An 18,979-nucleotide genomic window follows, 5' to 3' on the forward strand; every position below is an offset into this window, starting at 1 on the left:
CGCCGCGGGCCCTGGACCGCCGCGCGCCGCCGTGCCACGCGCTCGGGCGGGCGGCGGCAGCGCGTCAGGCGTTGTTCGACGCGATGCCCCAGCGCGCGAGCGCCGCGTCGTCGGCCACGCGCGCATCGACCCAGCGCGCGCCCTCGGCCGTGTCCTCCTTCTTCCAGAACGGCGCCTGCGTCTTGAGGTAATCCATCAGGAATTCGCAGGCCTGGAAGGACTCGCCGCGGTGCGCCGAGCTCACGGCCACCATCATGATCTGGTCCAGCGGCTGCAGCCGGCCCACGCGGTGCACCACGCGCGCGGCCAGGATGTCGAAGCGCGCATGCGCCTCGTCGATCATGGCCTCGATGGCCTTTTCGGTCATGCCGGGGTAGTGCTCCAGCTCCATCGTGCGCACGCTGCCCGCCGCGCCACCCTGCGCCACGTGGCGGTCTCGCACCGTGCCGACGAAGCTGCACACGGCGCCCACGCGCGGGTCGCCGGCCCGCAAGGCGGCCACCTCGGCCGACAGGTCGAAATCCTCGGTCTGGACGCGCACGCGCGGGGCAGCAAAAGCATGGCTCATCGCCGGATTGTGGCAGCGCCAGCGGCGCCGTCCGCCGGCCTTACACTCGCCGCCATGGCCGTGATTCCCGCCCGCTCACGCATCCGGACTCGTCCCGAAGTCCGGGCCGCCGTGCGCCCGGCCGCGGCCAAAGCCCAGAAACCCCAGCTCGTCTGACCGGAGCTGCGGTTCCGTCGTCGGATGAGCGACGGAGCCCGCAGGCACCTTTCCAGGTCCGGATCCTTCCCTGCCACGCGATGCGCACGTCCACCGGCGGTTCTTCCTCGGTCGTGTCCCTTCGTCCGTGTTTTTTGCAAAGGAAAGTTCCATGTCTTCTGCCCACGCCATCACGCCGCCGTGCGCGCTCTCCGATTTCTCGGGCCTCTGGGTTCCGCTGGTCACGCCCTTCGATGGCGATGCGGTCGACTTCGCGTCGCTGGCCGCGCTGGCGCGGCGGCTCGCGGGCCAGGGCGTGGCGGGTCTGGTGGTCTGCGGCTCCACCGGCGAGGCGGCTGCCCTCGACGAAGCCGAGCAGCTCGCGGTGCTCGCCAGCGTGCGCGAGGCCGTGCCGCAGCTGCCGCTCATCATGGGCCTGGGCGGCGAGCACCTGGGCCATGTGCTGAAGCGCCTGGAGCGCCTCAACACCCAGGGCCTGCACAGCGTGCTGGTGCCCGCGCCCTCCTACGTCCGCCCGGCCCAGGATGGCCTGCACACCTGGTTCACGCGCATCGCCGACGCGAGTGCGCAGCCGGTGGTCCTCTACGACATTCCGTACCGCACGGGGGCCACCCTGGCGCTGGAGACGCTGCGGGCGCTGGCGCGCCATCCGCGCATCCAGGCCCTGAAGGACTGCAGCGGCGATGCGGCCAAGCTGCGTGCGCTGCTGCAGGACGGCGAATTGCAGGTGCTGGCCGGCGAAGACTTGCAGATCTTCGGCACCGTGGCCGAGGGCGGCGTGGGCGCGATCTCGGCCAGCGCCCACATCCAGACGGCGCGCTTCGCCGAGGTGATCGCCCTGCTGCGCGCCGGCAAGCTCGATGCGGCGCGCGAGCGCTGGCGCCCGCTGCCGGGGCTGATCGAAGCGCTGTTCGCCCATCCCAACCCGGCCTGCATCAAGGCCCTGCTGGCCGACCAGGGCGAGTTGCAGAACATCTTGCGTGCGCCGATGACGCGCGCCCCGGCGCCCCTGCTGGAAAGGTTGCGGGCACTGGCGACCACCGCGGGCGGCGCCTGAGCCCCGGCGCGCCGCAGCCGGTCAGCGGCAGCGCACGCGAGCCGCTCAACCGCCCGTGACGGGCGGGAAGAAGGCGACTTCGGCGCCGTCGCGCAGCGCCGCGTCTTCGGTGCGCATCACCTGATCCAGCGCCATGCGCACGGCGCGGCCGCGGGCCAGCGCCGTGGCATAGGGTTCGCCTCGCGCGATGAGTTCGTCGCGCAGTGCGCCCAGCGTGGCGGCCTGCGATTCGAGCGTCTCCTCGGCGCGGCCCAGGGCCTCGCGCACGGCGGCGAAATAGCGCAGGTTCAGCTTCATGCGAGCAGCGCCGACAGCGGGACGAAGGACACCGTATCGCCGCGCCGCACGGTCTGCCCCGCCGGCAGGTCGACCAGGCCATCGGCCCACACGGTGGAAGTCAGCACGCCCGAGCTCTGGTTGGCGAACAGCTCCAGGCCGCCGGCCGCGTTGAGCCGCGCGCGAAGGAATTCGCGCCGCCGGTCGGCGCGCGGCCAGTCGAAGTCGGCCCGCATGGCCAGCCGCGGCGGCTGCAGTGCCGTGCAGCCCTGCAGCGCGAGCAGGAAGGGACGCACCAGCATCACGAAGGTGACGAAGCTGGACACCGGGTTGCCCGGCAGGCCGCACACGTGGCACACCCCGCCCGCCTCGCGCGCAATGGCGCCGAAGGCGAAAGGCTTGCCGGGCTTGAGGGCCACCGACCACAGCTGCAGCTCGCCCAGCGCCTGCACGGCCGGCTTGATGTGGTCTTCTTCGCCGACCGACACGCCGCCCGTGCTCAGGATCAGGTCGTTGCGGGCCGCGGCGGCGCGCAGCACCTCCAGCGTGGCGTCCAGGCGGTCGGGCACGATGCCGAGGTCCTGCACCTCGCAGCCCAGGCGCTGCAGCAGCGCGCGCAGGAAGAAGCGGTTGGAGTTGTAGATGGCGCCCGGCTTCATGGCCTCGGGCGGCACGTCGCCGGGCATCACGAGCTCGTCGCCGGTGGACAGCAGCGCCACGCGCGGGCGGCGCGACACCTGCAGCCGGTCGGCGCCGATGCTGGCGGCCAGCCCCAGCGCCTGCGGCGTCAGGCGCAGGCCGCGCGAGAGCACGGTGCGGCCCGCGCTCACGTCTTCGCCGGCGCGGCGGATCCACTGGCCGGCGGACGGCGGCAGCTGCACGCGCACCTGCGGCACGTCCGAGCCGGCCGGGGCCTCGAGCAGCTGCGTGTCTTCCTGCATCACCACCGCATCGGCGCCCGGCGGAATGGGCGCGCCGGTGAAGATGCGGGCGGCCTCGCCGGGCTGCAGCGGCGCGCCCACGCTGCCGGCGGCGATGCGCTGCGTCACGCGCAGCACGGCCCCGGCGGCGGCGCAATCGGCCGCGCGCACGGCATAGCCGTCCATGGCGCTGTTGTCGGCCGGCGGCACGGTCAGTGCGGCCACCAGGTCTTCGGCCAGCACACGGCCGTCGGCGTCGAAAGTGCCGATGCGTTCGGTCGGCAGCGCAGCCGCATGCGACAGCAGCTGCGCGAGTGCATCGTCCAGCGAACGCAAGGCGGGGCGCGCGGGCGCGCCGGCGGCGGGTTCAGCCATGCGGGCTCTCCTCATAGGCAAAGCGGTCGGACTGCTCGACGAGCCACTGCGCCAGGCCCGGCGCATCGTCGCGCTGGAAGACCGGGCGCAGGGTGGGCACGGGCAGGCGATCCGGCCGGTCGACGGCCAGGGCGCAGACGAAAGGGTCGTCGGGATACAGCACGGGCCGGGGCTCCTGCCCGGCGGCCGCCGGACCCAGCACCTCGACCTTGGGCAGGTCGGCGTGCTTGAAGCCCTCGACCAGCACCCAGTCAGTGGCCGGATGCATCTCGCGGATCAGCGCATGCACCTGCGGCTCGGCCACCTGCTCGTACTCGCGCATCAGCGCCAAGCGCCGGTCGGAAGCGACCAGCACCTCGAAGGCGCCGGCCTCGCGATGGCGCCAGCTGTCCTTGCCGGGCTGGTCGACGTCGAAGCGGTGGTGCGCATGCTTGATCACCGACACCCGCAGGCCGCGCGCGCGCAGCAGCGGGATCAGCTTTTCCACCAGGGTGGTCTTGCCCGCCCCGGAATAGCCCGCGAAGGCCACCACCTTCATGCCGCGCGCCCCGTCGTGCTCAAGCGCAGTGTTCGGCGATGTACTGCTTGACGCGCTCGGCGTCGGCCGGCAGCTTCACCACGCGCTTGGGCAGGGCTTCGATGCCCTCGAACTTGGCGGGCCGCTCGGGCTCGCGGCCCAGGGCTTCGACGATGGTGGCGGCGAACTTGATGGGCAACGCGGTTTCGAGCACCACCATGGGCACCCCGGGCTCCACCTGCTCGCGCGCCACCTTCAGGCCGTCGGCCGTGTGCGTGTCGATGAGCACGGCAAAGCGCCTGTCGGTGTCGCGGATCGTGGCCAGGCGATCGGCATGCGTGCTGCGGCCGCTGGCGAAGCCGAACTTGCCGGCCGCGTCGGCGAACACCGGATCGGCGCTCAGGTCGAACTGGCCCGTGCTCGCGATCTGGTCGTGGAACAGCGAACGCGTGCGGCTGCCATCGCGGCCCAGCAGGTCGAACACGAAGCGCTCGAAATTGCTGGCCTTGCTGATGTCCATGGACGGGCTGGAGGTCTCGTGCGTGTCGGCGCTGCCGCGCACGCGGTACACGCCCGTGCGGAAGAACTCGTCGAGCACGTCGTTCTCGTTGGTCGCCACCACCAGCTTGCGAATGGGCAGGCCCATCATGCGCGCCACGTGGCCCGCGCAGACGTTGCCGAAGTTGCCACTGGGCACGGTGAAGCTCACCTCACCGCCCTGCGGGCCGGTGGCCAGGAACCAGCCCTTGAAGTAGTAGACGACCTGCGCCAGCAGGCGCGCCCAGTTGATCGAGTTCACTGTGCCGATGCGGTACCGGCGCTTGAAGGCCAGGTCGTTGCTCACGGCCTTGACGATGTCCTGGCAGTCGTCGAACACGCCAGCGATGGCGAGGTTGTGGATGTTGGCGTCCTGCAGGCTGAACATCTGCGCCTGCTGGAAAGGGCTCATGCGGCCGTCGGGCGAGGTCATGAAGACGCGCACGCCCTTCTTGCCGCGCATGGCGTACTCGGCCGCGCTGCCGGTGTCGCCGCTGGTCGCGCCCAGGATGTTCAGCTCTTCGCCGCGGCGGCCCAGTTCGTACTCGAACAGGTTGCCCAGCAGCTGCATGGCCATGTCCTTGAAGGCCAGCGTGGGGCCGTTGGACAGGCCCTGGAGGTACAGGCCGTCCTCCAGTTCGCGCAGGGGCGTGATGTCGGCGTCGCCGAAGACCTCGGCCGTGTACGTCTTGGCGCACAGGGCGCGCAGGTCCTCGGCCGGGATGTCGTCGATGTAGAGCGACAGGATCTGGAAGGCCAGCTCGTGGTACGGCAGCTCGCGCCATTGCGCGAGCGTGGCGGCATCGACCTGCGGGTAGCGCTCGGGCAAGTACAGCCCGCCGTCGGGCGCCAGACCTTCGAGCAGGATTTCGCAGAAGCGGCGCGGCGTCTGGTCGCCGCGGGTGGAGATGTATCGCATCAGGACAACTCTTCCTTGCGCAGGCGCACGATCGGCGCCAGCACGCTGGGCAGGCTCTGCACGCGCGCCAGCACCTCGTCCAGCGTGCCTTCGCGCGTGTCGTGCGTGAGGATGATCAGGTCGGTCTGGGTCGAACCTTCGCCGCCCACCTCGTCGGCTTCGCGCTGTAGCACGGCGTCGATGCTGATGCCGGCCTCGGCCAGCAAGGTGGTGACACGGGCCAGCACGCCGGCTTCGTCGGCCACGCGCAGGCGCAGGTAGTAGCTGGTCACCACCTCGCTCATGGGCACGATGGGCAGGTCGCCCGTGTTGGCCAGGATGGCGTCCGGGTGGAAGGCCAGGTGCGGCACGCGGTGCGCCGCGTCGGCCGTGTGCAGGCGCGTGATGTCGACCAGGTCGGCGATCACGGCGCTGGCGGTGGGCTCGCTGCCCGCGCCCTTGCCGTAGTACAGCGTGGTGCCCACGGCATCGCCGTTCACCACCACCGCGTTCATCGCGCCTTCCACGTTGGCCAGCAGCCGCTTGGAGGGCACCAGCGCCGGATGCACGCGCAGCTCGATGCCCTTGGCGCTGCGCTTGGTGATGCCCAGCAGCTTGATGCGGTAGCCCAGCTGCTCGGCGTACTTGATGTCCTGTGCGGCGAGTTTCGTGATGCCTTCCACGTGCGCCTTGTCGAACTGCACGGGGATGCCGAAGGCGATGGCGCTCATCAGTGTGGCCTTGTGGGCGGCGTCCACGCCTTCGATGTCGAAGGTCGGGTCCGCTTCGGCGTAGCCCAGGCGTTGCGCTTCCTTGAGCACGGTGTCGAAGTCCAGGCCCTTGTCGCGCATCTCCGACAGGATGAAGTTCGTGGTGCCGTTGATGATGCCGGCGATCCACTGGATGCTGTTGGCCGTGAGGCCCTCGCGCAGCGCCTTGATGATCGGGATGCCGCCGGCCACCGCGGCCTCGAAGGCCACCATCACGCCCTTGGCATGGGCTGCGGCGAAGATCTCGGTGCCGTGCACGGCCAGCAGCGCCTTGTTGGCGGTGACCACGTGCTTGCCGGCCGCGATGGCCTCGAGCACCAGCGCCTTGGCGATGCCGTAGCCGCCGATCAGTTCGATGACGATGTCGATGTCGGGATTGGCGATGACTTCACGCGCATCCCCCACCACCTTCACGCCCTCGCCCACCACGGACTTGGCGCGCGCCACGTCGAGGTCGGCCACCATGGTGATCTCGATCCCGCGACCCGCACGGCGGCGGATCTCTTCCTGGTTGCGCTGGAGCACCTGGAAGGTGCCGCTGCCGACGGTGCCGATGCCCAGAAGGCCGACCTGGAGGGGTTTCATGGATTCACTCATATCGCACTCACAACGAGCATGGCGCCGCCCACGGAAGGCGGCTGGAAGGAAAAGGGTCGGTCAGGCGCTGCCGCTCGGTTTCGGACGCGATCAGCGCCTTCAGGCGAAGCGCGTGCGGTAGCGCTCGAGGAACTTGGCGATGCGCGTGATGGCCTCGCGCAGGTCGTCCTCGTGAGGCAGGAACACGATGCGGAAATGCTGGTGGTCGGGGTAGTTGAAGCCCGAGCCCTGCACCAGCATCACCCGCGTTTCGCGCAGCACCTGCATGAAGAACTGGCGGTCGTCCTGGATCGGATACATCTTCGGATCCAGCCGCGGGAACATGTAGAGCGCCGCCGAGGGCTTGACGCAAGTGACCCCGGGAATCGCCGTGATCAGCTCGTAGGCCAGGTCGCGCTGGCGGCGCAGGCGGCCGCCCTCCTTCACCAGATCGTGGATGCTCTGGTAGCCGCCCAGCGCCGTCTGGATCGCCCACTGGCCCGGCACATTGGAGCCGAGCTTGAGGTTGGCCAGCATGTTCAGGCCCTCGATGTAGTCGGTGGCCGCATGCTTGGGGCCCGACACCACCATCCAGCCCGCGCGGTAGCCGCAGGAGCGGTAGGCCTTCGAGAGCGAATTGAAGGTCAGCGTGAGCACGTCCGTCGACAGGCTGCCCATGGCGGTGAACTTCACGCCGTCGTAGAGCACCTTGTCGTAGACCTCGTCCACCAGCAGCACGAGGCCGTGCTCGCGCGCGATCTGCACAATGCCCTTGAGCATCGCATCCGGATAGATCACGCCGGTGGGGTTGTTGGGGTTGATGACCACGATGCCGCGCGTGCGCGGCGTGATCTTGGCGCGCATGTCCTCGAGGTCGGGCAGCCAGCCGTTGTCCTCGTCGCACTTGTAGTGCACCGGCGTGCCGCCCGACAGCGACGTGGCCGCCGTCCACAGCGGGTAGTCCGGCATCGGCACCAGCAGTTCGTCGCCTTCGTTGAGCAGCGCGTTGGTGGCCAGCACGATCAGCTCGCTCGCGCCGTTGCCCAGGTAGATGTCCTCCAGCGTCACGCCTTCGATGCCCAGCTGTTGGGTGTAGTGCATGACGGCCTTGCGCGCCGCGAAGATGCCCTTGCTGTCGGAATAGCCTGCCGAGTTCGGCAGGTTGCGGATCATGTCCTGCTGGATCTCTTCCGGGGCGTCGAAGCCGAACGGCGCCATGTTGCCGATGTTCAGCTTGATGATCTTCTGGCCCTCGTCCTCCATCTGCTTGGCGGCGTCGACGATCGGCCCGCGAACGTCATAGAGCACATTGGCCAGCTTGGCCGATTTCTGGATGGGTTTCAAGATGCCTCCGCGGGCGCTGCGCAAGGGGAAAAACGTAGAATTTGACCACAGTTCCCGCCCACCGCGCCGCTTCGCGCACCACCTGGCCCCCTCATGAAACTCCAGCCCGACAAAGCCGATGTGCAGACCCTGACCGCGCACGGGCCGGGCTGGGTGGCGATCAACGGCGAGCGCGTGGCGCACAGCGTGGTGGTGGGCTCGCGCGACGAGCGCCAGCCCTGGCACTGCGAGCGCTTCGAGGAGCTGGGACCGGAGCATTTCGCCCTGCTGGCCGGAATGCGGCCCGAGGTGGTCATCTTCGGCAGCGGAGGGCGCATCCGCTTCCCGCGGCCGGCCTGGCTGGAGGCGCTGGTGCGCCAGGGCGTGGGCGTGGAAACCATGGACACCGCCGCCGCCTGCCGCACCTACAACATCCTGGCGGGCGAAGGCCGCCACGTGGTGGCCGCGCTGCTCATCGAGCCTTGCGCGACGGCCGCGAGTGCCGGTTAACAATCCGGGTTAAAATAGCGGGTTGCAGACCGGACTGTGCAAGCTGCCCCCGTGTGGAGGGGCAGCGGCCCGGCCAGACGATCGTTCTGCGGCTGCGTTCGCGCGTGGTCTTCGCAGTATGGCATGTCGGGCCTCCAGGCATCGCGCATCCTGTTCTTACTCGGGAACCACCAGCGGAGAAAACAATTTTCATGGCGATCGTTGTCAACAAACCCATTCCCGAATTCGATGCCAGTGCCACGGGCGGCATCAAGGTCTCGAACACCTCCCACCTCGGGCAGATCGTGGTGTTGTACTTCTATCCCAAGGACAACACCCCCGGCTGCACCACCGAAGCGATGCAGTTCCGCGACCACTACAAGGATTTCGTGAAGGCCGGCGCCACGGTGTTCGGCGTCTCGCGCGACAACATGAAGTCGCACGACGAGTTCAAGGCCAAGCTGGAACTGCCCTTCGAGCTGATCGCCGACACCGAGGAAAAGATGTGCCACATGTTCGGCGTGGTCAAGAACAAGATCATGTACGGCAAGAAGGTCAAGGGCATCGAACGCAGCACCTTCCTCATCGGCCCGGACGGCGTGCTCAAGGCCGAGTGGCGCGGCCTGAAGGTGCCCGGCCATGTGGACGAGGTGCTCAAGGAAGTCAAGGCCCTCAAGAAGGCCGCCTGAGCGCCCGCCTGGCGGGTGCGCGGCCCGGCCGCGGCCTGCTGGGGGCCCGGCGGGGCTGTGCATAATGGGCCCATGCCGTTGACTGCCGCGACCGCATCGCCCGACGAATCAAGCCGCCCTGGCCTCCAGGCGGCTTTTTCTTTTTCCAGCCACGGCCCTTTCTCTTCCCCGCTTCTTCCGCCTTCGCCCGCGAGCCCCCTCCTCCATGCCCCTGCCTCCCGCCCCGACCCAGCGCGCCGCCCTTCTCTCGCCTGACGCGCTGGACGCTCCCGCGCGCGCGCGCCCCAAGACCGGCCGCCGCGCCGTCCCGGAACAGGGCCCGGAAGACGCCAGTGCCACCGGCAGAGGGCTCGAACTGCTCGACGAGCGTCCGGCCGCACTGCCCGGCGGCGCACCGGCACGCGCCAAGGCCCTGCCCGCACCCGCGCGCACCGCTGCCGCGCAGGCAAGGCCGGCGCCCGCCCCCGTCATGGCCGCCGAGCCGGCCAGCACGCCAGGGGCCCACACCCCCGCCGCGCGCGAGCGCAAGAAAAAACCGCGCGGCCCGGCCAAGCTCTTCGTGCTCGACACCAACGTGCTGCTGCACGACCCGATGTGCCTGTTCCGCTTCGAGGAGCACGACATCTACCTGCCGATGATCGTGCTGGAGGAACTGGACGGCCACAAGAAGGGCACGACCGAAGTCGCGCGCAACGGCCGGCAGACCAGCCGCACCCTCGATGCCCTGGCCGGCGCGCAGGGCGCCGACATCGGCAAGGGCTTCAAGCTCGACTCCACCGGCCACAGCGCGGCCGGCGGCCGCCTGTTCTTCCAGACCGAGCCGCTGGACTACCGGCTGCCCACCAGCCTGCCGCAAGGCAAGGCCGACAACCAGATCCTGGGCGTGGTGCAGGCGCTGCGCGACCTGCATGCGCATCCCAAGGCCGGCGCCGAGGCGCGCGAGGTGGTGCTGGTGTCCAAGGACATCAACATGCGCGTCAAGGCGCGCGCGCTGGGCCTGGCGGCCGAGGACTACCAGAACGACAAGGCGCTGGAAGACGGCGACCTGCTCTATTCGGGCGCCTTGGCCCTGCCGGCCGACTTCTGGACGCGCCAGAGCAAATCGGTGGAAAGCTGGCAAAGCGGCAGCAGCACCTTCTACCGCATCAGCGGGCCGCTGGTGCCGCAGCTGCACATCAACCAGTTCGTCTACTTCGAAGCGCCGGGCGAGCCCAGCATGTATGCGCGCGTGACCGAGATCCGCGACAAGACGGCCGTGCTCAGGACGCTCAAGGACTTCGGCTCGGGCAAGAACGCCGTCTGGGGCGTGAACACGCGCAACCGCGAGCAGAACTTCGCGATGAACCTGCTCATGGATCCGGACATCGATTTCGTGACGCTGACCGGCACGGCCGGCACCGGCAAGACGCTGATGGCACTGGCCTCGGGCCTGACGCAGGTGCTGGACGACCGCCGCTATACCGAGATCATCATGACCCGCGCCACCGTGAGCGTGGGCGAGGACATCGGCTTCCTGCCCGGCACCGAGGAAGAGAAGATGGGCCCCTGGATGGGCGCCCTGGACGACAACCTCGAGTTCCTGGCCAAGGGCGATGGCTCGGGCGCCGGCGAATGGGGCCGTGCCGCCACCCAGGAGCTGATCCGCGCCAAGATCAAGATCAAGAGCATGAACTTCATGCGCGGGCGCACCTTCCTGAACAAGTACGTGATCATCGACGAGGCGCAGAACCTGACGCCCAAGCAGATGAAGACGCTGGTGACGCGCGCAGGCCCGGGCACCAAGATCATCTGCATGGGCAACCTGGCGCAGATCGACACGCCCTACCTGACCGAAGGCTCCTCGGGCCTGACCTTCGCGGTGGACCGCTTCAAGGGCTGGCCGCACAGCGGCCACATCACGCTGGCGCGCGGCGAACGCTCGCGCCTGGCCGATTTCGCCAGCGAAGTGCTCTGAGCGCCCACGGTGCCGCCGGCTGCGCCCGGCGGCACCGGAGCGCCCGGCCCCGTCAGGCGGCGGGACGCAGCCAGTCCTGCAGCTCGGCGTCCACGCGCGCCAGCTCGGCCAGCAGCGGTGCCGCGGCATCTTCCGCGCCCGGCCAGTCGCCGGCCTGCACCCGCGCCTCCAGCGTGCGCGCCAGCTCGGCCGCCCACGGCGCCTGCACCGCCGACAGCGCACCGCGCAGGGCATGCGCATCGGCGATCAGCGCCGGGCGATCCCGCGCCGGCAGCGCGCGCTGCAGGCACTGCAGGCGCAGCGCCAGGTCCTCGCGCATGGCCCGGGCGGCCTCCTGCAGCGCCGCACCGTTGCCGCCCAGCAGCGCCAGCAGGCCGGCGCGGTCCACGGCGGGCGCAGGGGCCTGCGCCATGGCGGGCGGCGGCACCGGCGCGGCGGGTGCCTGCACCCGGCCGGGCGCTTCGGCGGCCTCCGGCGCGCCCTCGGCCCACTCGTAGGCCGCGACGATGGCCTGCTCGATGGCCTGCACCAGCGTCGCGGGCGACACGGGCTTGGACGCGTAGGCGTCCATGCCGGCCGCGAGGCTTCGCTGGCGGTGGCTTTCCATCGCATGGGCCGTGAGCGCCACGATGGGCGTGTGGCCCAGCGCGGGCTCGGCCGCCTCGCGCGCACGGATCTGCACGGCGGCGTCGAAGCCGCTGAGCACCGGCATCTGCAGATCCATCAGCACCAGGTCGACATCGCCTTCGGCCCACAGGCGCACGGCCTCGGCGCCATCGCCGGCCACGCTCACGCGGCAGCCCATGGACTCCAGCAGCTTGCGCATCAGCAGCACGTTGACCGCATGGTCTTCGGCCAGCAGCACGTGCAGGCCGCGCAGCACCACGCTGGCCTGCGGCTGCGATTCGGGCAGCACGCTCGGGGCGCCCGCGGCGCGGCGCAGCACCGCGTCGAAGGCGAAGGTGCTGCCGCGGCCCGGCTCGCTGCGCAGGGTGATCTGCCCGCCCATCAGGGCCACCAGGCGCGCGCAGATGGCCAGGCCCAGCCCCGTGCCACCGTGCGTGCGGGTGATGGACGAGTCGGCCTGCGTGAAGGCGTCGAAAACGGCGCCCTGCATCTCGGGCGCGATGCCGATGCCGGTGTCGCGCACCGAAAAGTGCACGCGCAGGGCGTCCGCCTCCAGGCCGGACTGGTCGGGTGCGCACGCCACGGTCACCTCGACCTCGCCCTGCGCGGTGAACTTGACGGCATTGGCGACCAGGTTGGAAATCACCTGCCGCAGCCGGCCCGGATCGCCCTCCAGCGCCTCGGGCAGGTCCTCGGCGATCGACAGGCGCAGCTGCAGGCCCTTGTCGCGCGCGCCCACGGCGTGAAGCTCCACTGCGTCGCGCACCCACTGGCGCAGGTCGAAGCGCACCTGCTCGAACAGCAATCTGCCGGCTTCGACCTTGGAGAGGTCGAGCACGTCGTTGAGCAGCGCGAGCAGCGAGGTGGCGGCGCTGTCGATCAGCGCCACGTAGTGCCGCTGCTCGCTGTCCAGCGGCGACTGGTGCAGCAGGCGGGCCAGGCCCAGCACGGCATTGAGCGGCGTGCGCACCTCGTGGCTCATGTTGGCCACGAATTCGCTCTTGGCACGGCTGCTGGCTTCGGCCTGGGCGCGGGCGCGCGCCATTTCCTCGTGCAGCTGGCGGCGCGGCGTGATGTCGATGTTGTAGCCGCTCATGTGCACCGGCCGCCCCTGCGCGTCGCGCGCCGTGACCAGGCCCACGCTCTCGATCCAGGCCCAGCCGTCGCGCGTGGCGACCCGGTGCTCGGCGAAATAGCGCGGCGCGGCGCCGCTGATGGCGGCGCGCGCCGCCTCCTTCAGCGCGGGCAGGTCATCGGGGTGCACGCGGGCGCGCAGCTCTTCCAGGTCCCAGGCGCGGCTGTGGGGCGCCTCGCCCACGATCTCGCCCCAGCGGCGGCTCAGGAGCACGCGGTCGGTGCGCAGGTCCCATTCCCATTGCGCGGCGCGCGCGGCTTCGGCCACCAGTTGATGCCTGGCCGCGAGCGTGCGCAGGCGGCGCGCCTCGTCGAGCTGCAGCGCCTGCGCCTGCAACTGCGCCCGGGCGGCCGCCAGTTCGGCCTCCAGCGCCTGCAGGCGCGCCTGCAACGCGGGCGCGTCGTCGGCAAAAGGAGCTGGAAGTGCGGAGGAAGTCATGGCGGGCGAGCCGGGCGGCCGCCCGATTGTCGGGCGCCGCGGCTGGCCGGCGCCCCATTTCCCCCCCAACTTCCCCAAGCTTCCCCCAGGTCCCTCAGGTCCCCCCAGGCGCCCAGGGCGCGGCCTTCTCCGCGCGGCTGTCGGGAAAAAAGCCTCCCAGGGCGATCCCGCGCCCGGCCGACGGCCGGCGGCGCGCCGCTTCCCATCCTGGCGCTGAGACAATGCAGCGCATGCCGCCCGCCTGGCCCTTCGGCGACCGCCGACGGACGGGGCGGGTGCAGGCCGCACCAGAACATGTCCCAGGGCGTTCCCACCTTCACTCCGGACACCGCCGAGCCTTCGCAGCCGTCGGTGCGGGTGCTGCTGGTCGACGACCAGGCCATCGTGGGCGTGATCCTGCGCACCATCCTGGCCACCGACCCGGACATCGAGGTGCAGACCTGCCAGCAGGCCGGGGAGGCGGTGGCCCTGGCGCGGCAGCTGCAGCCCACGGTGATCCTGCAGGACCTGCTCATGCCCGGCATGGACGGTCTGGACCTGGTGCGCGCCTACCGCGACACGCCCGAGACGCGCGACGTGCCCATCATCGTGCTCTCGGCCAACGACGACCCGCTGATGAAGCGCGCCTCCTTCTCGGCCGGCGCCAACGACTACCTGGTCAAGCTGCCCGAACCCATCGAGCTGACGGCCCGCATCCGCTACCACTCGCGCTCCTACCGCACGCTGCTGGAGCGCAACAGCGCCTACGAGGCCCTGCATGCCAGCCGCCAGGCCTTGCTTCAGCGCAACGACGAGCTGCGGCGGCTCACCCAGCTGGACGGGCTCACGGGCGTGTCGAACCGGCGCTACTTCGACGAGCGCTTCGCCCAGGAATGGACGCTGGCGGCGCTCGAAGGCACGGAGCTGGCGCTGCTGATGATCGACGTCGACTACTTCAAGGCCTACAACGACCACTTCGGCCACCTGGCCGGCGACGCGGCGCTGCAGGGCGTGGCGACGGTGATCCGCCAGGTGGCGCGGGCGCACGAGGGCGTGGCGGCGCGCTTCGGCGGCGAGGAATTCGCGCTGGTGGCACCGCGCACCTCCTCGGCGCAGGCGCGCGCGCATGCGGAGGCGGTGCGAAGCGGGGTGCAGCAGCTGCGCATCGCGGCGGCGCCGGCCTCGCCGCACGCCGCCCTGAGCGTGAGCATCGGGGCCGGGGCGCTGCGCGCCGATGCCTTCACGCTTTCGCAGGATCTGATCCAGCTCGCGGACAGCCGGCTCTACGCGGCCAAGCGGCAGGGCCGCAACTGTGTGGTTGCTGACTGACAAGATTTTCCGCCGACATGTCGCAGCATTGCGACAGAATGCGCGGCGCATTTGGTTTCCAGGAAACATTGTTCGATAGTTGTCTTTTTTCTGACAGCCCGGGCAGCCGCGCACACACGAAGCAAGGTACATGGATCTCACCGCGCCGCTCCTCCATTACAGCGAACAGGCCGCCACCCCGCAGTGGCTGCCTTTCCACCGGGCCCTGGCGAGCGAGCTGTCGGCGGGCCTTCCCGAAACCGAGATCCGGCGGCTCTTCCGGCGCATCGGCCAGCGCATGGCCGAGGCCCTGCCGGTGGCGCGCTGCGAAGACACCGGCCAGCTGCAGCAGGCTTTCAACGCCCATTGGGCCGCGCTGGGCTGGGGCGTGGTGGTGCTCGAGGAGCAGAGCGCGGCCCTGCGCATCGTGCATGCCTGCAGCCCCGTCGCCCGGCAGTTCGGGCCCGACGGCACGGCCTGGGCCGAAGGCCTGCTCGAAGGCGTCTATGGCCGCTGGTTCGAGTCGCAGGGCCTGCCCCCGACGCTGAGCGTGCGCGCCCTGCCCGCGCAGGCGCCGGCCGCCTGGATCGAATTGCGTCTGGCCCGGAACGCCGCATGAACGACAAGAGCCGCCACGCCGAAGACATCGCCAGCCTGTTCTCCGCCTTCGGCGGCGACGCCGGGCGCTACCAGGAATTCGAGCAGCCGCCGACATCGGGAGCCGCCCCGGACTGGCCGCTGCTCCAGACGCTGGGCGCGGGAGCGCAGGAAGCGGCTGCTGCGGCCCCGCTCGCGGCGCCCCTGGCGCAGGCCCTGGCTCCGGATCCGAGTGTCCGGAGCGATCCGATCTTCCAGCCCGCCCGGCCTCCGGCCGCGCCGGCGGCGGACCCGGCCCCTGCCCCCGCCCACGCTGTGGCCACCCCGGCCGGCGCTGCACCATCGGCCGCAGCGGCCGCCCCGTCGGTACCCGCCCCCGCCCCGTCCGATGCAACGGCCGGCACACCCCTGGCCGTCCTCTTCGAGCGCCTGGCCGCCGCCCCGGCGGCCGACGGCCGCGCGCGCCATTCGCTGCTGGCCCACTGGCGCCCATCCCCCTGACATGGCGCGCTCTCTCCAGTGCCCGCGCCGCATCGCGCAGCCCCGCGCGGGCGCCTCCTTGCCCGCGGGCCCGCCCGCCGCACTGCCATGCAGCTGATCCCCGTCGTTTCCGCCAAGGGCGGGGTCGGCAAGACCACCGTGGCCGCCAACCTGAGCACCACGCTGGCCGAAAGCGGCCGGCGCGTGCTTGCCATCGACCTGGATCCGCAGAGCGCGCTGCGCTTCCATCTGGCGCCGGACCCGGGCTGCGCCGACGGCGGCCTGGCCAGCGTGCTGCGCCGCCAGCGCAGCTGGCGCGACGCCATGGTGCCGGGCCGCCAGGGCGTGGTGCTGCTGCCCTTCGGCCAACTGGACGACGAGCCGCTGGTCGCGCTGGAACAGCACCTGGCCGCGCACCCGGGCTGGCTGGGCGAGCTGCTGGCCGGCTTCGCGCTGCCCAGCGACACGCTGGTCATCGTCGACACGCCGCCCGGCCCGTCCGTCTACCTGCAGCAGGTGCTGCGCCTGTCGCGGCTCAATGTCGTGGTCATGCTGGCGGACGCCGGGTCGGCGGCCGCGGCGCCCTTGCTGGAGCAGCGCATCGAGCGCTATTGCCGCCCGCGGCCGGACTTCGCCGGCAATGCCTACCTGCTGAACCAGACCGACCCCGGCCAGCGGCTCAACAACGACGTGCTGAACCTGCAGCGCCGGCGCCTGCAGGCCGAGTGGCTGGGCACGGTGCACCTGGACCCCGGCGTGAGCGAGGCGCTGGCCAGCGCGATGCCGGTGCGCCAGTACGCGCCGTGGAGCCAGGCCGCGCAGGATTTCGCCGCCTGTGCCGAGCGCCTGCTGCAGCGGCTGGCCGCGGCCGACGCGGCCGACGCGGGCGGCGCGCCGGCCGCCGCCTCGCCGGTGCACGGCTGAGAAGGTGTGAACGAACCCGACATGCCCGCTCATTCCGCCAAAACACACCCGCTCTGCGTTGCAAATGCTCGCCATAGCCCGAGCTATGGCTGCGCTTTGCGCCTTGATCGGTCGCGTTTTCGCGGCCTGCTCGGCCACGCCGGATTCATTCACACCTTCTGAGCCCTCCCATCCGTTGACCGGCAGCCCGCCTTTCGATTCCTCCATGACGACGACCTCCGAAGCCAGCCCCCCGCGCAGCATCCCGCTCCTGCAACGCGTGACGCCGCTGCGCCTGCTGGCCTGGGCCGTGACGCTCATCGTGCTGCCCGTGATCATCATGGCGCCGATGACGCTGGAGCAGCAGCTGGTGCTGTCCGTCGCGCTGTTCGCGGTCGCCTTCATCGTCAACCGCTTCAAGGGTCATTTCGCCAGCCTGGTGATGATGTTCCTGTCGGTGGTGGTGTCCGCGCGCTACATCTTCTGGCGCCTCACGGAGACGATGAACGACTTCGCGAACCCGCTCAACCTGGTGCTGGGCGTGGGGCTGCTGATGGCGGAGCTGTATGCCTTCGTGGTGCTGGTGCTGGGCTATGTGCAGACCGCCTGGCCGCTGGAGCGCAAGCCGGTGCCGCTGCCGGCGGACGCGTCCACCTGGCCGACGGTGGACGTGTTCATCCCGACCTACAACGAGCCGCTGGCGGTGGTGCGCTCCACGGTGCTGGCCGCGCAGTCGATCGACTGGCCGCGCGACAAGCTGCGCATCTACGTGCTCGACGACGGCCGGCGCGAGGAATTCCGCGCCTTTTGCGAGCAGGCCGGCGTGACGCACGTCACCCGCGGCGACAACAAGCATGCCAAGGCCGGCAACATCAACGCGGCGCTCAAGAACACCGACGGCGAGTTCGTCGCCATCTTCGACTGCGACCACATTCCCACGCGCTCCTTCCTGCAGATCGCCATGGGCTGGTTCGGCCGCGACCCGAAGCTCAGCATGGTGCAGCTGCCGCACTATTTCTTCTCGGCCGACCCCTTCGAGCGCAACCTGGACACCTTCGGCACCGTGCCCAACGAAGGCGAGCTGTTCTATGGCCTGATCCAGGACGGCAACGACCTGTGGAACGCCACCTTCTTCTGCGGCTCCTGCGCGGTGCTGCGGCGCACGGCGCTCGACGACGTGGGCGGCGTGGCGGTGGAAACGGTGACGGAGGACGCGCACACGGCCCTCAAGATGCACCGCAAGGGCTACAACACGGCCTACCTCGCGCTGCCGCAGGCGGCCGGCCTGGCCACCGAGAGCCTGTCGGGCCACGTGGGCCAGCGCATCCGCTGGGCGCGCGGCATGACGCAGATCTTCCGCGTCGACAACCCGCTCCTGGGCAAGGGCCTCTCCTGGCCGCAGCGGCTGTGCTACATCAACGCGATGCTGCACTTCCTGTACGGGTTGCCGCGGCTGATCTACCTGACGGCGCCGCTGGCCTACCTGTTCTTCGGCGCCAGCATCATCCACGCCTCGGCGGCGATGATCTTCGCCTATGCGCTGCCGCACCTGCTGCAGGCCAACCTGACCAACTCGCGCATCCAGGGGCGCTTTCGCTACCTGCTGTGGAACGAGGTCTACGAGGCGGTGCTGGCCTGGTACATCTTCCGGCCCACGCTGGTGGCGCTGATCAATCCCAAGCTGGGCAGCTTCAACGTCACGGCCAAGGGCGGCCTGATCCGCGAGGAGTATTTCGACGCCCAGATCGCCAAGGCCAGCCTGTTCCTGCTGGCGCTCAACTTCCTGGGCGTGCTGGCAGGCCTGTGGCGCCTGACCTGGGTGGACCCGCAGAACATCGCCACCGTCTGGCTGAACCTGGCCTGGACCGCGTACAACCTGATGATGCTGGGCGCCTGCGTGGCCGCGGCCAACGAGTCGCGCCAGGTGCGCAACGCGCACCGCGTGACGCTGAACGTGCCGGCGACGCTGTACCGGCCTGGCGCGCCCTCGGTGCGCTGCCAGACCTTCGACTTTTCGTCGGGCGGCCTGGGCATCGACCTGCCGGCGAGCGTGGAAGCGGAGAAAGACTCGCCCCTCGAGGTGGCGCTGTACCGCGGCGAGGCCGAGTACCGCTTCCCCGCGCGTGTGCGTTTCAACGCCGGCCGGCGCATGGGGCTGCAGTTCGAGCCGCTGACGCTGGCGCAGGAGCGCGCGCTGGTGCAATGCACCACGGCGCGCGCCGACCTCTGGTCCATGCGCTGGGGCAACTACCCGCGCATGCCCATCCACCGCGTGCTGGGCCGCCTCATGCGCATCAGCCTGACCGGTTTCCGCGACATGTTCGCGCATTACGCCCGCGCGGCCGCCAGCCGCCTGCGCCCCGCCGCCCGCAAGCCGGCCGGCTCCCTCGCTAAGGACCCCACGTGA

17 protein-coding genes are annotated in these 18,979 nt (G+C 70.5%); 9 read left to right on the forward strand and 8 right to left on the reverse strand.

Annotated features, from left to right (window positions below; genetic code table 11):
• Positions 1–64 precede the first annotated feature (64 nt).
• Positions 65–568, reverse strand: coding sequence for a molybdenum cofactor biosynthesis protein MoaE (locus tag LG388_RS22840; protein WP_225784849.1), 504 nt, complete (start codon positions 566–568; stop codon positions 65–67).
• A gap of 307 nt (positions 569–875) precedes the next feature.
• On the opposite strand from LG388_RS22840, the gene LG388_RS22845 reads away from it, so the two are divergent.
• The gene (locus tag LG388_RS22845; protein ID WP_225784850.1) at positions 876–1,781 is read left to right on the forward strand and encodes a 4-hydroxy-tetrahydrodipicolinate synthase; all 906 of its coding nucleotides are present in this window, start codon (positions 876–878) and stop codon (positions 1,779–1,781) included.
• A gap of 45 nt (positions 1,782–1,826) precedes the next feature.
• On the opposite strand, the gene moaD is transcribed toward LG388_RS22845, so the two are convergent.
• The 6 genes from moaD to LG388_RS22875 all read right to left on the reverse strand — a co-directional run bounded on the left by moaD (position 1,827) and on the right by LG388_RS22875 (position 7,994).
• Positions 1,827–2,078: a molybdopterin converting factor subunit 1 gene (gene moaD, locus LG388_RS22850; RefSeq protein ID WP_225784851.1), complete on the reverse strand. Its 252-nt coding sequence runs from the start codon at positions 2,076–2,078 to the stop codon at positions 1,827–1,829.
• Positions 2,075–3,352, reverse strand: a complete 1,278-nt coding sequence (gene glp, locus LG388_RS22855) for a gephyrin-like molybdotransferase Glp (RefSeq protein ID WP_225784852.1) — start codon at positions 3,350–3,352, stop codon at positions 2,075–2,077. Before glp ends, moaD begins: the two co-directional genes overlap by 4 nt.
• Entirely contained in the window at positions 3,345–3,890 is a 546-nt protein-coding gene (mobB, locus tag LG388_RS22860; RefSeq protein WP_225784853.1) for a molybdopterin-guanine dinucleotide biosynthesis protein B, read from the reverse strand. The genes glp and mobB overlap by 8 nt, the downstream gene beginning before the upstream one ends.
• A gap of 19 nt (positions 3,891–3,909) precedes the next feature.
• Positions 3,910–5,325, reverse strand: a complete 1,416-nt coding sequence (gene thrC / locus LG388_RS22865; RefSeq protein WP_225784854.1) for a threonine synthase — start codon at positions 5,323–5,325, stop codon at positions 3,910–3,912.
• Entirely contained in the window at positions 5,325–6,659 is a 1,335-nt protein-coding gene (locus LG388_RS22870) for a homoserine dehydrogenase (protein WP_225784855.1), read from the reverse strand. Before LG388_RS22870 ends, thrC begins: the two co-directional genes overlap by 1 nt.
• Positions 6,660–6,770: 111 nt before the next feature.
• Positions 6,771–7,994, reverse strand: a complete 1,224-nt coding sequence (locus LG388_RS22875; RefSeq protein WP_225784856.1) for a pyridoxal phosphate-dependent aminotransferase — start codon at positions 7,992–7,994, stop codon at positions 6,771–6,773.
• A 93-nt stretch (positions 7,995–8,087) separates the two neighbouring features.
• On the opposite strand from LG388_RS22875, the gene LG388_RS22880 reads away from it, so the two are divergent.
• The 3 genes from LG388_RS22880 (at position 8,088) to LG388_RS22890 (ending at position 11,105) form a co-directional block, all read left to right on the forward strand.
• Positions 8,088–8,483 (forward strand): Mth938-like domain-containing protein, encoded by a 396-nt coding sequence (locus LG388_RS22880; protein WP_225784857.1) that lies wholly within the window; start codon positions 8,088–8,090, stop codon positions 8,481–8,483.
• Positions 8,484–8,674: 191 nt separating this feature from the next.
• The gene (locus tag LG388_RS22885; protein WP_225784858.1) at positions 8,675–9,151 is read left to right on the forward strand and encodes a peroxiredoxin; all 477 of its coding nucleotides are present in this window, start codon (positions 8,675–8,677) and stop codon (positions 9,149–9,151) included.
• A 205-nt stretch (positions 9,152–9,356) separates the two neighbouring features.
• On the forward strand, positions 9,357–11,105 hold the full coding sequence (locus LG388_RS22890) for a PhoH family protein (RefSeq protein ID WP_225784859.1): 1,749 nt from the start codon (positions 9,357–9,359) through the stop codon (positions 11,103–11,105).
• Positions 11,106–11,157: 52 nt separating this feature from the next.
• Here the strand turns inward: LG388_RS22890 and LG388_RS22895 are convergent, their stop codons facing one another.
• Positions 11,158–13,305 (reverse strand): sensor histidine kinase, encoded by a 2,148-nt coding sequence (locus tag LG388_RS22895; protein WP_225784860.1) that lies wholly within the window; start codon positions 13,303–13,305, stop codon positions 11,158–11,160.
• A gap of 294 nt (positions 13,306–13,599) precedes the next feature.
• Here LG388_RS22895 and LG388_RS22900 point away from each other — a divergent pair, with 294 nt between their 5' ends.
• The 5 genes from LG388_RS22900 (at position 13,600) to bcsA (ending at position 18,979) form a co-directional block, all read left to right on the forward strand.
• Complete coding sequence (locus LG388_RS22900; RefSeq protein ID WP_225784861.1) at positions 13,600–14,613, forward strand: diguanylate cyclase; 1,014 nt, start codon at positions 13,600–13,602, stop codon at positions 14,611–14,613.
• A gap of 130 nt (positions 14,614–14,743) precedes the next feature.
• Positions 14,744–15,211, forward strand: coding sequence for a cellulose biosynthesis protein BcsD (gene bcsD, locus LG388_RS22905; RefSeq protein WP_225784862.1), 468 nt, complete (start codon positions 14,744–14,746; stop codon positions 15,209–15,211).
• The gene (bcsR, locus tag LG388_RS22910; protein ID WP_225784863.1) at positions 15,208–15,690 is read left to right on the forward strand and encodes a BcsR/BcsP family cellulose biosynthesis protein; all 483 of its coding nucleotides are present in this window, start codon (positions 15,208–15,210) and stop codon (positions 15,688–15,690) included. Before bcsD ends, bcsR begins: the two co-directional genes overlap by 4 nt.
• An 87-nt stretch (positions 15,691–15,777) precedes the next feature.
• Complete coding sequence (bcsQ, locus tag LG388_RS22915; protein WP_225784864.1) at positions 15,778–16,593, forward strand: cellulose biosynthesis protein BcsQ; 816 nt, start codon at positions 15,778–15,780, stop codon at positions 16,591–16,593.
• A gap of 205 nt (positions 16,594–16,798) precedes the next feature.
• A complete protein-coding gene (bcsA, locus tag LG388_RS22920; RefSeq protein WP_225784865.1) occupies positions 16,799–18,979 on the forward strand; it encodes a UDP-forming cellulose synthase catalytic subunit in 2,181 nt (726 codons plus the stop codon).

Origin of the sequence: Xenophilus sp. Marseille-Q4582, from assembly GCF_916700565.1 — a bacterium.
In the GTDB taxonomy this organism is placed as follows: Bacteria; Pseudomonadota; Gammaproteobacteria; order Burkholderiales; family Burkholderiaceae_C; genus Xenophilus.

Excerpts from the sequence above, each read along its gene's own strand:
- LG388_RS22880 (WP_225784857.1), top strand. The coding sequence starts at position 8,088 with ATGAAACTCCAGCCCGACAAAGCCGATGTGCAGACCCTGACCGCGCAC.
- mobB (WP_225784853.1), bottom strand. The coding sequence starts at position 3,890 with ATGAAGGTGGTGGCCTTCGCGGGCTATTCCGGGGCGGGCAAGACCACC.
- bcsA (WP_225784865.1), top strand. The coding sequence starts at position 16,799 with ATGACGACGACCTCCGAAGCCAGCCCCCCGCGCAGCATCCCGCTCCTG.
- LG388_RS22845 (WP_225784850.1), top strand. The coding sequence starts at position 876 with ATGTCTTCTGCCCACGCCATCACGCCGCCGTGCGCGCTCTCCGATTTC.
- bcsR (WP_225784863.1), top strand. The coding sequence starts at position 15,208 with ATGAACGACAAGAGCCGCCACGCCGAAGACATCGCCAGCCTGTTCTCC.
- bcsQ (WP_225784864.1), top strand. The coding sequence starts at position 15,778 with ATGCAGCTGATCCCCGTCGTTTCCGCCAAGGGCGGGGTCGGCAAGACC.
- moaD (WP_225784851.1), bottom strand. The coding sequence starts at position 2,078 with ATGAAGCTGAACCTGCGCTATTTCGCCGCCGTGCGCGAGGCCCTGGGC.
- glp (WP_225784852.1), bottom strand. The coding sequence starts at position 3,352 with ATGGCTGAACCCGCCGCCGGCGCGCCCGCGCGCCCCGCCTTGCGTTCG.
- bcsD (WP_225784862.1), top strand. The coding sequence starts at position 14,744 with ATGGATCTCACCGCGCCGCTCCTCCATTACAGCGAACAGGCCGCCACC.
- LG388_RS22870 (WP_225784855.1), bottom strand. The coding sequence starts at position 6,659 with ATGAAACCCCTCCAGGTCGGCCTTCTGGGCATCGGCACCGTCGGCAGC.
- LG388_RS22840 (WP_225784849.1), bottom strand. The coding sequence starts at position 568 with ATGAGCCATGCTTTTGCTGCCCCGCGCGTGCGCGTCCAGACCGAGGAT.
- LG388_RS22890 (WP_225784859.1), top strand. The coding sequence starts at position 9,357 with ATGCCCCTGCCTCCCGCCCCGACCCAGCGCGCCGCCCTTCTCTCGCCT.
- thrC (WP_225784854.1), bottom strand. The coding sequence starts at position 5,325 with ATGCGATACATCTCCACCCGCGGCGACCAGACGCCGCGCCGCTTCTGC.
- LG388_RS22885 (WP_225784858.1), top strand. The coding sequence starts at position 8,675 with ATGGCGATCGTTGTCAACAAACCCATTCCCGAATTCGATGCCAGTGCC.
- LG388_RS22900 (WP_225784861.1), top strand. The coding sequence starts at position 13,600 with ATGTCCCAGGGCGTTCCCACCTTCACTCCGGACACCGCCGAGCCTTCG.
- LG388_RS22895 (WP_225784860.1), bottom strand. The coding sequence starts at position 13,305 with ATGACTTCCTCCGCACTTCCAGCTCCTTTTGCCGACGACGCGCCCGCG.